The 13539-nt window shown below is 72.3% G+C and carries 15 protein-coding genes; 12 read left to right on the top strand and 3 right to left on the bottom strand.

Annotated elements, in window-relative coordinates:
• The 10 genes from ACFVYX_RS05125 to ACFVYX_RS05170 all read left to right on the top strand — a co-directional run bounded on the left by ACFVYX_RS05125 (position 1) and on the right by ACFVYX_RS05170 (position 9622).
• The gene (locus tag ACFVYX_RS05125; RefSeq protein WP_389679919.1) at positions 1-1254 is read left to right on the top strand and encodes an MCE family protein; all 1254 of its coding nucleotides are present in this window, start codon (positions 1-3) and stop codon (positions 1252-1254) included.
• Entirely contained in the window at positions 1251-2300 is a 1050-nt protein-coding gene (locus ACFVYX_RS05130) for an MCE family protein (protein WP_389679920.1), read from the top strand. Before ACFVYX_RS05125 ends, ACFVYX_RS05130 begins: the two co-directional genes overlap by 4 nt.
• Positions 2297-3343 (top strand): MCE family protein, encoded by a 1047-nt coding sequence (locus tag ACFVYX_RS05135; RefSeq protein WP_389679921.1) that lies wholly within the window; start codon positions 2297-2299, stop codon positions 3341-3343. The genes ACFVYX_RS05130 and ACFVYX_RS05135 overlap by 4 nt, the downstream gene beginning before the upstream one ends.
• Positions 3343-4368, top strand: a complete 1026-nt coding sequence (locus tag ACFVYX_RS05140; RefSeq protein WP_389680056.1) for an MCE family protein — start codon at positions 3343-3345, stop codon at positions 4366-4368. The genes ACFVYX_RS05135 and ACFVYX_RS05140 overlap by 1 nt, the downstream gene beginning before the upstream one ends.
• Positions 4365-5588 carry an MCE family protein gene (locus tag ACFVYX_RS05145; RefSeq protein WP_389679922.1) on the top strand — a complete coding sequence of 408 codons (1224 nt, stop codon included), beginning with the start codon at positions 4365-4367 and terminating at the stop codon, positions 5586-5588. Before ACFVYX_RS05140 ends, ACFVYX_RS05145 begins: the two co-directional genes overlap by 4 nt.
• Positions 5585-6859: an MCE family protein gene (locus ACFVYX_RS05150; RefSeq protein WP_389679923.1), complete on the top strand. Its 1275-nt coding sequence runs from the start codon at positions 5585-5587 to the stop codon at positions 6857-6859. The genes ACFVYX_RS05145 and ACFVYX_RS05150 overlap by 4 nt, the downstream gene beginning before the upstream one ends.
• Positions 6856-7371 carry a hypothetical protein gene (locus ACFVYX_RS05155; protein WP_389679924.1) on the top strand — a complete coding sequence of 172 codons (516 nt, stop codon included), beginning with the start codon at positions 6856-6858 and terminating at the stop codon, positions 7369-7371. The genes ACFVYX_RS05150 and ACFVYX_RS05155 overlap by 4 nt, the downstream gene beginning before the upstream one ends.
• A complete protein-coding gene (locus tag ACFVYX_RS05160) occupies positions 7368-8156 on the top strand; it encodes a hypothetical protein (RefSeq protein ID WP_389679925.1) in 789 nt (262 codons plus the stop codon). Before ACFVYX_RS05155 ends, ACFVYX_RS05160 begins: the two co-directional genes overlap by 4 nt.
• 26 nt (positions 8157-8182) lie before the next feature.
• Complete coding sequence (locus tag ACFVYX_RS05165; protein WP_389679926.1) at positions 8183-8725, top strand: nuclear transport factor 2 family protein; 543 nt, start codon at positions 8183-8185, stop codon at positions 8723-8725.
• A 105-nt stretch (positions 8726-8830) separates the two neighbouring features.
• Positions 8831-9622, top strand: a complete 792-nt coding sequence (locus ACFVYX_RS05170; RefSeq protein ID WP_389679927.1) for a hypothetical protein — start codon at positions 8831-8833, stop codon at positions 9620-9622.
• 16 nt (positions 9623-9638) lie between these two features.
• Here ACFVYX_RS05170 and ACFVYX_RS05175 read toward each other — a convergent pair whose 3' ends face one another.
• The gene (locus tag ACFVYX_RS05175) at positions 9639-10283 is read right to left on the bottom strand and encodes a DNA alkylation repair protein (RefSeq protein ID WP_389680057.1); all 645 of its coding nucleotides are present in this window, start codon (positions 10281-10283) and stop codon (positions 9639-9641) included.
• A 226-nt stretch (positions 10284-10509) separates the two neighbouring features.
• On the opposite strand from ACFVYX_RS05175, the gene ACFVYX_RS05180 reads away from it, so the two are divergent.
• Positions 10510-11691 carry a nitric oxide synthase oxygenase gene (locus tag ACFVYX_RS05180; protein WP_389679928.1) on the top strand — a complete coding sequence of 394 codons (1182 nt, stop codon included), beginning with the start codon at positions 10510-10512 and terminating at the stop codon, positions 11689-11691.
• Positions 11692-11710: 19 nt separating this feature from the next.
• Here the strand turns inward: ACFVYX_RS05180 and ACFVYX_RS05185 are convergent, their stop codons facing one another.
• Both ACFVYX_RS05185 and ACFVYX_RS05190 read right to left on the bottom strand, forming a co-directional pair.
• A complete protein-coding gene (locus ACFVYX_RS05185) occupies positions 11711-12001 on the bottom strand; it encodes a hypothetical protein (RefSeq protein ID WP_389679929.1) in 291 nt (96 codons plus the stop codon).
• Between the two features lie 101 nt (positions 12002-12102).
• Complete coding sequence (locus tag ACFVYX_RS05190; RefSeq protein ID WP_389679930.1) at positions 12103-12987, bottom strand: NAD(P)-dependent oxidoreductase; 885 nt, start codon at positions 12985-12987, stop codon at positions 12103-12105.
• A 75-nt stretch (positions 12988-13062) separates the two neighbouring features.
• Here ACFVYX_RS05190 and ACFVYX_RS05195 point away from each other — a divergent pair, with 75 nt between their 5' ends.
• Positions 13063-13413 carry a winged helix-turn-helix transcriptional regulator gene (locus ACFVYX_RS05195; RefSeq protein WP_389679931.1) on the top strand — a complete coding sequence of 117 codons (351 nt, stop codon included), beginning with the start codon at positions 13063-13065 and terminating at the stop codon, positions 13411-13413.
• Positions 13414-13539: the final 126 nt, after the last annotated feature.

The raw sequence follows: 13539 nt of genomic DNA on the forward strand, positions 1-13539 counted from the left end.
ATGAGCGATTCCCGTGCCGAGACCCTGCGCCGCCGGTTCGCCGGCGTCGTCTTCCTGCTGGTGCCCGCCCTGCTCGCCTGGCTGGCGGTCGCCGTCTACGACAAGCGCTTCACCGACTCCGACCCGGTCGTCGTCGAGACCGGCAGCATCGGCAACGAGATGCACCTCGGCGCCGAGGTGAAACTCCGCGGCGTCGTCATCGGCGAGGTCCGCGCCATCGACGCCACCGACCGCGGAGCCCGGCTCACCCTCGCCATGCGGCCCGGGACCCTGCGCCACGTCCCCTCCGACGTACGCGCGCAGATGCTGCCCACGACGCTCTTCGGCGAACGGTTCGTCGCCCTCGTACCGCCCGGGAACCCCTCCGCGCGACCGCTCGGCCCCGGAGACGTCATCCCCGAGGACCGGTCGAGCAACGCCGTCGAACTCCAGCAGGTCCTCGACAACGTCCTGCCCCTGCTCACCGCCGTCCAGCCGCAGAAACTGTCGGCCACCCTGTCGGCCGTCTCCCAGGCCCTCGAAGGACGCGGCGACAAGCTCGGCGAGACCCTCGCCCGGCTCGACGCCCACCTGCGGAAGTTCAACCCTCAGCTGCCCGCCCTCACCCGCGACCTGAAAGAACTCGTGAAGGTCAGCCACCTCTACGCGGACGTCGCCCCGGACATCGTCACGGCGCTCACCGACTTCACCACGACCAGCGGCACCCTCGCCGAGAAGGAGGGCGAGCTGGCCGGCACCGTCGGGACCACCACCCGGACGGCCCAGGACCTGACCGCCTTCCTCCGGCAGAACAAGGACAACATCATCCGGCTCAGCGCCACCAGCAGGCCCACCCTGGAACTGCTCGCCGAGTACTCCCCGTCCTTCCCCTGCACCCTGCGCACCCTCGCCCAGTTCGTGCCCGCCATGGACAAGGCGCTCGGCAAGGGCACCGACCGGCCCGGACTCCACGTCGACGTGACCACGGTGCCCTCGCGCGGCGCCTACGTCCCCGGCCGCGACACACCCTCCTACGGGGCGGGCGGCGGCCCCCGCTGCTACCCCGTGCCCTACCTCGGCGTCCCCGCCGCACCCGCCGCACGGGCGTCCGCCGCCGCCGACCAGCAGCTCGGCCCCGCCAACTCCCCGCAGGAGAACGACCTCGTCAACGAACTCCTCGCCCCCGCGGCGCAGCAGCGGCCCGGCGACCTCCCGGACTGGAGCAGCCTCCTCGCCGGACCCGCGTTCCGCGGCGCGGAGGTGACCCTCCGATGACGAACACCCACACCCGCCGACGCGGCCTCACCGGGACCCTCCTGAAGTCCCTCGCGTTCGTCCTCGTCACGGCGCTCGCCACCACCGTGCTCGGCTTCAGCATCGCCAACACCGGTGTCGGCTCCGCCACCCGCACGTACAAGGCGCTGTTCACCGACGTCACCGGGCTCGTCAACGGCGACTCCGTGCGCATCGCGGGAGTGAAGGTCGGAGAGGTGACCGACGTACGCGTCGTCGAACGGCGCACCGCCCAGGTCACCTTCTCGGTCCGCGAGGACCGCTCCCTGCCCCGGTCGGCCACCGCCGCCGTGAAGTACCTCAACATGGTCGGACAGCGGTACGTCTCCCTCGACCGCGGCAGCGGGGACGTGACCGGCACCCTCCGGGCCGGGGACACCATCCCGCTCGACCGCACCACACCCGCGCTCGACCTCACCCTGCTGTTCAACGGGTTCAAGCCCCTGTTCGAGGGACTCTCGCCGGGCGACGTCAACGAGCTCGCCGGATCCCTCGTCCAGGTCCTCCAGGGCGAGAGCGGAACCGTCGACAGCCTCCTGCGGCACATCGGCTCCCTCACCAGGACCGTGGCCGCCAAGGACGAGGTCATCGGCCAGGTCATCACCCACCTCAACACCGTCCTCACCACCCTCAACAACCGCGAGGCCGCCTTCGACGACCTCGTCGTCACCCTCCGGAAACTCGTCACCGGCTTCAACACCGACCGCAAACCCCTCGGCGAGGCCGTCCAGGCCATCGGCGACCTCACCACGACGACCGCCGGGCTCTTCCACGACGGACGCGCCCCCCTCAAGAAGGACATCCGCGAACTCGGTCGGCTCTCGGGCACCCTCGGCGACCACACCCCCGCCATCGAGAGGTTCCTCGCCAACACCCCCGACAAGATGACCGCCCTGGCCCGGCTCTCCTCGTACGGATCGTGGTTCAACCTCTACCTCTGCGAGGCGCGCGTGAGCGGCGTGGGAACGTCCGACGGCTCCAAGCCGCCGACCGGCATCGCCGTGACCGAACCGAGGTGCCGCGGATGAGCCCCCGCCCCCGGCTCAAGCCGGTCAAGGAACGCAACCCGATCGCCGTCGCCGTCGTCGGGCTCCTCGTCCTCGCCCTGATGGCCGCCCTCGCCTACAACGTGGAACGGCTCCCCCTCGTCGGAGGCGACACCGCCTACAGCGCCGACTTCTCCGAGGCCGCCGGGCTCGACACCGGCGACGAGGTGCGCATCGCCGGAGTCAAGGTCGGCAAGGTCACCGAGGTCTCCCTCGACGGCCCCAGGGTCAAGGTGACCTTCGAGGTCGGCGACGCCTGGGTCGGCGACCGATCGACCGCCGCCATCGCCATCAAGACCCTCCTCGGCGAGAAGTACCTGGCGCTCGACCCGCTGGGCTCCGCCCCCCAGGACCCCGGAACCCGCATCCCGCAGACCCGCACCACCTCCCCGTACGACGTGACACAGGCCTTCCAGGACCTCAGCGGCACCGTCGACGCCCTCGACACCGAGAAACTCGCGGAGAGCTTCGAGACGATCTCCGCCACCTTCAAGAACTCACCGCCGCACGTGCGCAACGCCGCCACCGGACTGTCCGAACTCTCCCGGTCCGTCTCCAAGCGCGACACCGAACTCGACCGGCTCCTGCGGAACAGCAAGAAGTTCACCAAGACCCTGGAGACCCAGAAGTCCAGCTTCGAGACGCTCATCGAGGACGGCGGCTCGCTGCTCGGCGAGCTCAGGAAACGCCGCGACGCGATCCGCGCCCTCCTCAAGGGCAGCCGGGCCCTGGGCACCGAGCTCAGCGGCCTCGTCGGCGACAACGACCGGCAGCTCGGCCCCACCCTGAAGGCCCTCAGCCGTGTCACCGGCGTCCTGGAGAAGAACAGCGGCCGGCTCGACAGGACGCTCGCGCTCATCGGCCCGTACTACCGCCTCGTCGGCAACACCCTCGGCAGCGGCCGCTGGTTCGACAGCTACCTGTGCGGCGTGGTGCCCCGCACCTACCTGCCCGAGGCCTCGCAGCCCACGACCGGATGCCTGCCGCCGAAACAGACGGCGAAGGCCAAGGGGAGCGGTGAATGATGACCAGGACCAGAAGACCCCTCGTCGCCGGGCTCGCCCTCGCGGTGCTCGCCGCCTGCGGTCTCGTCGCCGTACGCGTCCTCGACGACGACGGCACCCGCGTCACCGCGTGGTTCGACCGGGCGGTCGGCATCTACGCCGGATCCGACCTGCGCGTCCTCGGCGTACGGGTCGGAGAGGTGGAGTCCGTGGAGCCGCAGGGCACCCGGGTACGCGTCGGCCTCCGCCTCGACGAGGGCGTACGCGTCCCCGCGGACGCGCGGGCCCTCGTCGTCGCCCCCAGCATCGTCGCCGACCGGTACGTCCAGCTCAGCCCCGCGTACAGCACCGGCCCCACCCTCGCCGACGGCGCCCAGCTGCCCGCCTCCCGCAACCGCACCCCCGTCGAGATCGACCAGCTGTACGCCTCCCTCACCGAACTGAGCAAGGCGCTCGGCCCGGACGGCGCCAACTCCGCCGGAGCCCTGTCCGAACTCCTCGACACCGGGGCGAAGAACCTCAAGGGCAACGGCACCGCCATCGGCACCTCCATCGAACAGTTCGGCAAGGCCGCCAAGACCCTCGACGGCAGCAGCGAGAACCTCTTCACCACCCTCCGACAGCTCCAGACCTTCACCACCATGCTCAAGAACAAGGACGGCGACATCCGCACCGCGCAGGAACGCCTCGACGAGGTCGTCGGCTACTTCGCGGAGAACAAGGACGACCTCGCCGGCGCCCTCAAGGAACTCGGCACGGCCCTCGCCCAGGTCAAGACGTTCATCAAGGACAACCGCGGCGAGCTGAAGAAGAACGTCGACCGGCTCGTCCCCCTCACGCAGACCCTCGTCGACCAGCGCGCCTCCCTCGCCGAGGCGCTCGACGTCGCCCCGCTCGCCGCCGGCAACCTCGTCAACGCCTACGACAAGGACACCCGCACCATCGACGGCCGCGCCAACCTCAACGAGATCAGCATGGGCGGCCCCCTCCTCCCGCTGCCCGCCACCGGCGGCGCCGCGGCGAGCACCGGAGAGGGGGAGCGGTGAGACGCGGCACCCTGCCCTCCCGGAAGGCCGCCGGCGCCGGAGCCGCCGGCGTGATCGCCCTCGGCCTCGGACTGGCCGTCGTCCTCGGAGCGATCCCCGCGCACCCCGTCCGGTTCGACGGCATCGAGGACCTGCCCCTGCCCGGCGGCGCCGACCTCGGCTCCCACCCCTACACGGTCACCGCCGAACTCGACGACGTACTCAGCCTCGTGCCCCAGTCCGCGGTCAAGGTCAACGACGTCGCCGTCGGCCGCGTCACCGGCATCGAGCTGGGCACCGACACCTGGACCGCCCGCGTCACCCTCGCCATCAACGGCGACGTCCGGCTCCCCGCCGACGCGAGCGCCCGCCTGGAACAGTCCAGCCTCCTCGGCGAGAAGTACATCCAGCTCGTCGCCCCGAGGAAGGACGCCGGCGGACGGCTCGCCGACGGCAGCGTCATCCCGCTGGCACGCACCAGCCGCAACACCGAGGTCGAGGAGGTGTTCGGCGCGCTGTCCCTGCTCCTCAACGGCGGCGGCGTCAACCAGCTCAAGACCATCACCAAGGAACTCAACGCGGCACTCGGCGGCCGCGAACCCGAGGTCCGCTCGATGCTGAGGCGGGTGAACACCCTGGTGACGAACCTCGACGCGCACCGCGGCGACATCACCCGCGCCCTCGACGGCGTCAACCGGCTCTCCGCCACCCTCGCCGGCCGCAAGAAGGACGTCGACACGGTCCTCACCGGACTCTCACCCGGCCTGAAGACCCTGGAGAACCAGCGAGGCTCCCTGCTGACCATGCTGCGCGCCCTCGACACCCTGTCCGGCATCGCCGTCACCACCATCGACGCGAGCAAGAAGGACATGGTCGCCGACCTCAAGGCCCTCGCGCCGACCCTGAAGGCCCTCGCGGACGCAGGCGCCGACCTGCCCGAATCGCTGCAGGTCCTCCTGACGTACCCCTTCACCGACGAGGTGATGCGGGGCGTCAAGGGCGACTACCTCAACACCTATCTGCACCTCGCCGCCGCCCCCGGGACCGAGGTGATCCCGCCGCTGATCCCCAAGCCCGAGCCCACCCCCTCCCCGCCGGCCCCGGCCCCGTCCTCCCTGCGGCGACCGGGAACGAACGGCGCCGCCCGGAGCCCGGAAACGCCCCTGCCCCTGCCACCTGTCCCGACGGGCAGCCGGCCGGAGTCCGCCACCCCACCCAAGGACGGAGGCGAGAACCGGTGATCACCCGCACCGTACGGCTGAAGAACCTCGCGTTCCTCGTCATCGCCGTGCTCGTCCTCGGCTTCGTCGGCGTCCGCTACGCCGACCTCGGCCGCTACGCGGGCGTCGCCGACCACTACACCGTCCGGGTCCATCTCGCCCGCACCGGCGGCCTGTTCACCCACTCCGACGTCACCTACCGGGGTGTCTCCGTGGGACGCGTCGGAGACATCGGCCTCACCGCCGAAGGCGTCGTGGCCGAGCTGCGCATCAAGAAGTCGGCCCCCCGGATCCCCGCCGACGCGCGGGCCGTCGTCGCCGGACTCTCCGCCGTCGGCGAGCAGTACATCGACCTGCGCCCCGAGAGCGACGACGGCCCCTTCCTCGCCGACGGCGCCCGCATCGAACAGCGCGACACGGAGGTACCCGCGCCCGTCACCGACGTGCTCGCCGGCATGAACGACCTCACCCGCTCCGTACCCCTGGAGTCCCTGCGCACCGTCGTCGACGAACTCGGCAAGGCCTTCGAGGGACACGGCGACGACCTCCAGGTCCTCCTCGACAACGGCAGCAGCTTCGTCGAGGCCGCCGACAGGTCGCTGCCCGCCACCATCCGGCTCATCGAGGACGGCGAGGTCGTCCTGCGCACCCAGGCCGAGGAGAGCCGCGCCATCAGGGACTTCGCCACCGGCGCGCGCGACCTCGCCGCCACGCTCAAGGGCTCCGACGCCGACCTGCGCCGCCTCCTCGCCGTCACCCCCGACGCGACCGGCCAGGTCAGCGGCCTCCTGCGCGACCTCGACCCCAGCCTCAGCGTCGTCCTCGCCAACCTCCTCACCACTTCCGAGATCGCCGTCACCCGGCAGCGCGGTACGGAGGAACTGCTCGTGAGACTCCCGGCGGCCGTCTCGGCCGGAGCAACCGCCGTCGACGGAGGGCGCCTGAACATCGGGCTTGCCGTCACCTTCTTCACGCCGCTGCCCTGCACCTCCGGATACGGCGGTACGCGCTACCGCAACGGCCTCGACCTCGGGACCGCACCCGCCCTCAACACCGGTGCATCCTGCACCGGTTCCGCGGCGGCCGGGGTCAACGTACGGGGCTCGGCCCAGGCACCGAAGGGAGGCCCGGTGCCCGTTCCCGCCAAGCCCGGCTCCCTGCCCTCCGGCGGCGCACGCCCCGCCACGGGCACACAGACGGCACTGCCCGGCGCGCTCGCGCTGACCGGCCAGGCGGGCGGACCGACGGACATGGCCGGCCTCCTCGGTCTGCACACCGGGAGCACGCCATGAGGCGGGCCAGGCTCTTCGGCGCCGGCGCCCTCGTCGTCGCCCTCGGCTTCTGCGGGACCGGCGCGTGGGCGTACGCGCAGGCCCGCACCGACCAGGAGCTCGCCTTCAGCCGTGAACGGGACACCGCGCTCGCCGAGGGCCGGCACGGCATCACCGTCCTGAACACGCTCGATGCCTCGACCCGGGAGCGCGCCGAAGCGGGCATCCGGGCCTGGCGCGACGCGGCCACGGGCCCGCTCCGTACCGAGCTCGCGCGCACCGAACCCGCGGTGGGCGCCTCGGCGCGCGCCACGGTCACCGAGGCGGCCCTCACCGCGCTCGACGCGAGAGCCGGTACGGCGAAGCTCATCGCGACCGTCCGCGTCGACGTCACCCCGCGCGGCGCGGGACGCGCGACCACCGACCGCAAGCGCATGGAGGCCGTCCTGACGCGCACCGGCGAGGACACATGGCGAGTGGCGGCACTGAGCGCGGTGCCCGTCGCCGGAGCCGAGGGGAGCGAGGACGAGTGACGCCAGTGCTGCGCAGGGCGACCGCTGACGGGACGGGGGTCCCGGACGAGGCCGGGGCCGCCCCGGGGACCCCGGACGAGGACGGGCCGGAGGCGGTCGAAGGGACCGCGGCGGAGGACGCCGGCGAGGCCGGGGCGGAGAGCGCCGGCGAGGCCGGGGCGGAGGGTGCCGGCGAGGCCGGGGCGGAGGACGTCGGCGAGGCCGGGGTGGAGGACGCCGGCGAGGCCTCGGCGGAGGGCGCCGGCGGTGGGTCGGAGGCGACCGGCCGGCGTGGGCGCCGATTCCCCGCATCCTGGCGGCAACTCGCCCTCGTCGTGGGTGTCGTCGGCCTCCTCCTCGCCGGGAGCGGCTTCTTCTACGGCGCCCACCAGCTCCGGTCGACCCCGTCCGCGCGCAACCTCGCGCTCACCGACACCGGGGCCACCACCCGCGTCAGCGGCGACGTCGGCGAAGGCCTCGCCCGGGTCTTCTCCTACGCCCCCGCCAGTGCCGACGCCGCCGAACGCTCCGCCCGCACCGTGCTCGCCGGTCGCGCGGCCCGCCAGTACAGCGACCTGTTCGCCCAGGTCCGCGCCCGGCTGGCCGAGCAGCGCATCACCCTCACCACCCAGGCCGTCCGCACCGGGGTGATCGAACTCGACGGAGACAGCGCGCGCCTCCTCGTGTTCCTCGACCAGACCTCGCGGCGGGACAAGGCAGCCGCCACGGCCGCCGCGGCCCAGCTCACCGTCACCGCCAGGTTCGAGGGCGACCGGTGGCTGATCGTCGACATCAAGGCCCGCTGACGATGAGCGGGAGACGGGAGCACTCCATGACACGCGCGGTCCGCACCCCTGCGGGCATCCGGCCCGCCCTGGCCGGGGCCCTCGCGCTCACCCTCGTCGCGGGCGGGTTCGCGGCCTGGGCCGGCCGGGACTGGTACGCCGCCGCCCACGACGACTCCGCCGCGTACGCCGTGCAGCGCGACCGGGCGCTGGCGGCGGGGGAACAGGCCGTGCAGAACCTCAACACGCTCGACCACCGGCGGGTGGAGCAGGGGCTCGACCTGTGGGAGTCCTCGACGACCGGTGACCTGAACAAGCAACTCGTGGACGGCCGTGAGGAGTTCACCACCCAGGTGCGGAACGCGAAGACCGTGACCAAGGCCCGGGTGCTCTCCGGCGCCGTCACGGAGCTCGACGACCGGGCCGGGCGGGCCCGGGTGCTCGTCGCCCTGCGGATCACCGTCACGACATCCGACAGCAAGAGCACCGAGAAGGACAGCCGCATGCTCGGCGAACTCACCCGCACCGACGGCCACTGGAAGCTCAGCGGACTGGGGCAGGCCCCCGTGGGCGGCACGGCGGCCGGCTGACCGGGCCCCGGGGGTGTCGTGTCGGTCAGGTCAGGCGTCGCGAGCCCGGCCTGACCGACACCCCCTACCGCGAGAGAGCCACCCGCACCCGAAAGGACACGCACGATGCCGACGCCCCGCCATCACCTCAACCGCCAGCGCCGCCGCCAGGCCCTCGCCGACCAGCCGACGGGTCTCCTGACCGAGGCCGCCCCACGGACCCGGCAGCGGCCGGCGGCGGGGCCCGCGCGGGGAGCGGCCGTGACGACGGAGCGGGAGACCTCCGACGGGACCGCCGGGCGCGCCGAGGCCACCCGGAGCGCGCCGCCCTCCGGCCGGAGTGCCGAGGGCCGGGCGCGGCCGCGTCACCTGGTGCCCCTCGTCGTCCTGTGCGTCCTGACGCTCCTTCTCGGCGGCTTCGCCGGATGGGCGTACAGCAGGGCCGGAGAGCTCCGCGACGACCCCGCCCGGGGCAACACCGCCCTCACCGATCTCGCCCGTACCAGCGAGATCAAGGGGCAGACTTCGGCCGCCGTCGCCGCGCTCTTCTCGTACGACCACGCCGACACGGGCCCCTTCGAGCAGGCCGGAAAGACGCTCCTCACGGGCAAGGCCGTCGCCCAGCACCGGACGCTGCTCGGCGGGGTGCTCGCCCAGGCGGCACGGCAGAAGACGGTGATCACCACGACGGTCACCGACAGCGCCGTCGAGCGGATCGACGGCGACCGTGCCCGGGTCCTGGTCTATGCCGACCAGAGCAGCGTGAGCACGGCGGGGACCGGCAAGAAGACCGGCGGAGGGAAGCAGCAGTCGAAGGCAGAGGACCAGGGGGTGTACGCGGGCGCGATGTTCGCGGTGGACGTCGTGCGGCGCGACGGGCGCTGGCTCGTCGAGAACATCGACACCTTCGGCCGCTGAGACCCGGCCCGTACGGTCACGGAGTTCCCTGCCGGCGCACCATCTCGGTGATCCAGACGGGCGCGAAGGGAGATGTGCAGCCCGGTGAGGTCGGGTAGTCCTTGAGCACCTCCAGACGCTCACCGATGGCGAGGGCACGGGAGCGGTGCCCGGGGTGCCCGATCCCGATCTGGGCCAGGCAGTGGTTCATCGCCCACTGCAGACGGTCCGGGGCGTCCTTCATCTCCGCCTCGATGACGTCGAGCAGTCCTTCGAAGTCCAGTCCTTCGGGCTTTTTCGCCACGCGTTCGGTGGTCAGCGCCCACCCGGCGCTCGCGACCACCGGATCCGGATCGGCGGTCCACGCCAGGCGCAGCTCCTCGGCGTGCGGACTCTTCTTGACCACGTAGTTCACGAGCCAGTCGTGCACCTTGGGGGCGCGCGCCTCGCGCAAGAGGGCGTCGAGCTCGCCCCGCCCGAACGCCTTCGGGCGGCAGATCAGGAGCGCCAGGAGTCTCGCCGCGGTGTCCCCCGTCTCCCAGAGGCCGCGAGCGAGGTCCTGCTGCGTCTTCAGCCGCTTGGCGAGCGCGCGCAGCCTGCCGAGGTTCACACCGTGATCGTCGCCGTGCCTCTCGTTCACCGCGCGCGCCTTCGGATCCTCGAGTCCGGCCAGCTCGGCCATCACCTCGGCCACCGTCGTCCCGCTGGGTGTCGTCCCGGCCACATCCGCCTCCTGTCCCTCGCGTGCGGATGTCACCCTACGACGGAGCTCCGACAACGCCCTGTCCCGGCGGGCGGGGAGAGAAGAACAGGGCAGGCTACCAGCGAGAGTCCCTCCAGGGACGGGATTCACCTACCCTCCGCATCCGCTCGTGTTCCTACGGTAGTCATGACGCGGGAGGAACACCTTGATCTTCAGTCGCAGCCGCCGCCGGAAATCCGTCCCCACCACGGGCACCTGCCCCTACGCCTCCGGAGAGCCGGCCGTCCCGGCCCCCGGGCCGCCGCCCCAGCTCACCGACCGGCAGCAGGCGGAACGATTCATCCGGCAGTTCCACGACGAGCAGCCCGGCGCCGGAGAACGGGAGAGCCGGGTCCGCGAGGTGCTCGCCGAGATCGACCGCACCGGAACCTACGAGCACACCCCGGCCGAGCTCGCCTTCGGCGCGCGGGTCGCCTGGCGCAACGCGGCCCGCTGCATCGGCAGGCTCTACTGGCGCGGTCTCGTGGTGCGCGACCTCCGGCACCTCACCTCCGCCGACGCCGTCGCCGACGCCTGCTTCGAGCATCTCCGGCTGGCCGGCAACGGCGGCAGGATCCGCCCGGTGATCACCGTCCTCGCCCCCGACCGGCCCGGCCGCCCCGCGCCCCGGATCGTCAACGACCAGCTCGTCCGGTACGCCGGGCACCGCACGCCCGACGGCCGCTGGAGCGGCGACCCGCGCAGCGCGGCCCTGACCGCGCAAGCCCGCGACCTGGGGTGGAAGCGCGACGAAGGGCCCTTCCAGGTCCTGCCCCTGATGGTGCGGGAGCGCCCAGGAGGGCGGCCGCGGTGGTACGAGCTGCCGGACGACGCCGTACGGGAGGTGCCGCTGAGCCACCCCGGGCACGCCTGGTTCGCGGAGCTCGGACTGCGCTGGTACACCGTGCCCGCGATCAGCGACATGACGCTGGAGATCGGCGGCGTACGGTATCCGGCGGCGCCGTTCAACGGCTGGTACATGGGCACGGAGATAGGGGCCAGGAACCTCGCCGACGCCGAGCGGTACGACCTCCTCCCGGTGGTGGCCGACCGGCTCGGGCTCGATCGCTCGTCCGAGCGCACCCTCTGGCGGGACCGGGCGCTCGTGGAACTGAACCTGGCGGTGCTGCACTCCTTCCAGGAGGCAGGGGTGACGATCGCCGACCACCACACCGAGTCCCGGCGCTTCCTCCGGCACATCGACCAGGAGAGCCGTCACGGCAGGTCGACGCCCGCCGACTGGAGCTGGATCGTCCCTCCGGTGTCCGGCTCGGCCACCCCGGTCTTCCACCGGTACTACGATCCGGTGGACCCTTCGCTCCGGCCGGCCTTCCTCGCGCGGACCTGAGCGGTGGGGCACAGGGCCGTCAGCGGCCCGCGCCGGGCACCCACTGGTTGTGCACTTGCATGATCCTGGGCCGGTCTCCCGTCATGGGCCAGCCGAGGTCGGTCGCGACCGGCATCATGCGCTCCACGAACGCGTTCATCTGCCGCTCGGACTCCCAGAGGTCGAAGATCTCCAGACCGTCGTCCGTCGCGACGCACGCGTGGGACATACAGCCGTCGAAGATGTCGGGTGTCTCCTGGAGCTTGGCGTTGAGGCTGTCGTACTGGTCCGCGGTGACACCGGGGACGATGCTGTGGACGAAGATCGCCATGGCGGACTCCTCCTCATGAGGCAGGGCATCCCCCTACCCGCCAGCACATCACGACCCGCCGGGGACGGCATCCGAGGGAGCCGTCCCCGGCCGGGCGTCCCTCAGCGGCGTCCGAGCACCTCGGCGACCCGCGTGAAGCCCTCCGCACCGTGGCCGAGGGCCACCGTGCGGCGCGCCAGGCCCTCGGCGGCCCGCATGACCCCCGCGTCGATGCCGTGCGCCTCGGAGGCGTGCACGATGTGCGCCATCGTCGACACCGCGGAGGTGAGCGGGTTGCCCTCACCGGAGTAGGTGCCGCTCTCCAGGTCCCCGGCCAGCTCCCCGAACAGCGGCGGCAGGATCGCGCCGATGCCCTGGGCGAAGGGCGCGAGTTCGGTCGGGGTGATGCCCTCGGCGCGCGCCACCGCCATCGCGTGGACATAGCCCGTCATCGCCGTCCAGAAGATGTCGAGCAGCGCGATGTCGTACGCCGCCGCCCGGCTGGTCTCCTCCCCGAGGTGGGTGTGGGTGCCGCCCAGGGCGTCGAGCACCGGCCGGTGCTCGCGGTAGAGCGCCTCCGGGCCGCTGTGCAGGAACACGCCGGCGGGCGTCCCGATGGTCGGGGCCGGGGTCATGATCGCGCCGTCGAGATAGCCGATGCCGTGCTCGTCGGCCCAGCGAGCGGTGTCCCTGGCCCGCTCGGGGGTGTCGGCGCTGAGGTTGACCACGGTCCGCCCCTTGAGCGCCCGCGTCACGGCCTCCTGCCGCAGGACGGAGTCGGTGGCGTCGTAGTTGACCAGGCAGACCACGGTGAGCGGGCTCGCGGCGACCGCCTCATCGGCGCTCGCGGCCGGCACGGCACCGGCGGCGACGAGTTCCCCGTCCCGGCCGGGGGTGCGGTTCCACACGGTGGTCCGTACGCCGGCCGCCACGAAGGCGGCTGCCAGCGCCCGTCCCATCGGCCCGAGACCGAGAACCGTGACGGACTGATGTTCGGAAGAGGACATGGCGGAAGAAGACATGGGTGAACTCCCTTGTAGAAAGGTGAAGGTAAGAAATGCCGGAGGAAGGAGAGGACGCGGATGAGTCGCGCCCGGGCCCAGAACACCAACGTCTGCGGAGTGAGCGCAGCGATCGTGGTCATCGAGGGCAAGTGGAAGACGGTCCTGCTGTGGCTGCTGGAGTCCGGCCCGCACCGCCCCGGTGAACTGCGCCGGAAGCTGCCCGAGATCAGCGAGAAGGTGCTGACCCAGGCGCTGCGCGAGATGGAGGACGACGGACTCGTGCACCGCGAGGTGCACGACGTGCTGCCGCCGAAGACCGTGTACTCGCTGACCGACTTCGGGGTCGAACTGTCCGAGGCGCTCGCCCCGTTGTCCGACTGGGGGTACCGCCGCCTGGACCGGCTCACGGCCGTGCCGACCGCTTCCTGAGGCCCTGTCCCGCTCCCTTCCTCCGGGCCGCTCTCAGCTTCGCCCGGACGCGTGCCACCGACAAGTACGCACAAAAAAGTGGGTATGCGGGGGAGCGCGAAAAGGGGGCCTTCCCGAAGAGGAAGG

Origin of the sequence: Streptomyces sp. NPDC058326 (assembly GCF_042879855.1) — a bacterium.
Taxonomy (GTDB): Bacteria; Actinomycetota; Actinomycetes; order Streptomycetales; family Streptomycetaceae; genus Streptomyces.

Bases quoted from the DNA above. Each gene is read 5' to 3' on its own strand.
- ACFVYX_RS05130 (WP_389679920.1), top strand. From the start codon at position 1,251: ATGACGAACACCCACACCCGCCGACGCGGCCTCACCGGGACCCTCCTG.
- ACFVYX_RS05195 (WP_389679931.1), top strand. From the start codon at position 13,063: ATGAGTCGCGCCCGGGCCCAGAACACCAACGTCTGCGGAGTGAGCGCA.
- ACFVYX_RS05125 (WP_389679919.1), top strand. From the start codon at position 1: ATGAGCGATTCCCGTGCCGAGACCCTGCGCCGCCGGTTCGCCGGCGTC.
- ACFVYX_RS05155 (WP_389679924.1), top strand. From the start codon at position 6,856: ATGAGGCGGGCCAGGCTCTTCGGCGCCGGCGCCCTCGTCGTCGCCCTC.
- ACFVYX_RS05175 (WP_389680057.1), bottom strand. From the start codon at position 10,283: ATGGCCGAGCTGGCCGGACTCGAGGATCCGAAGGCGCGCGCGGTGAAC.
- ACFVYX_RS05170 (WP_389679927.1), top strand. From the start codon at position 8,831: ATGCCGACGCCCCGCCATCACCTCAACCGCCAGCGCCGCCGCCAGGCC.
- ACFVYX_RS05165 (WP_389679926.1), top strand. From the start codon at position 8,183: ATGACACGCGCGGTCCGCACCCCTGCGGGCATCCGGCCCGCCCTGGCC.
- ACFVYX_RS05140 (WP_389680056.1), top strand. From the start codon at position 3,343: ATGACCAGGACCAGAAGACCCCTCGTCGCCGGGCTCGCCCTCGCGGTG.
- ACFVYX_RS05185 (WP_389679929.1), bottom strand. From the start codon at position 12,001: ATGGCGATCTTCGTCCACAGCATCGTCCCCGGTGTCACCGCGGACCAG.
- ACFVYX_RS05190 (WP_389679930.1), bottom strand. From the start codon at position 12,987: ATGTCCTCTTCCGAACATCAGTCCGTCACGGTTCTCGGTCTCGGGCCG.
- ACFVYX_RS05135 (WP_389679921.1), top strand. From the start codon at position 2,297: ATGAGCCCCCGCCCCCGGCTCAAGCCGGTCAAGGAACGCAACCCGATC.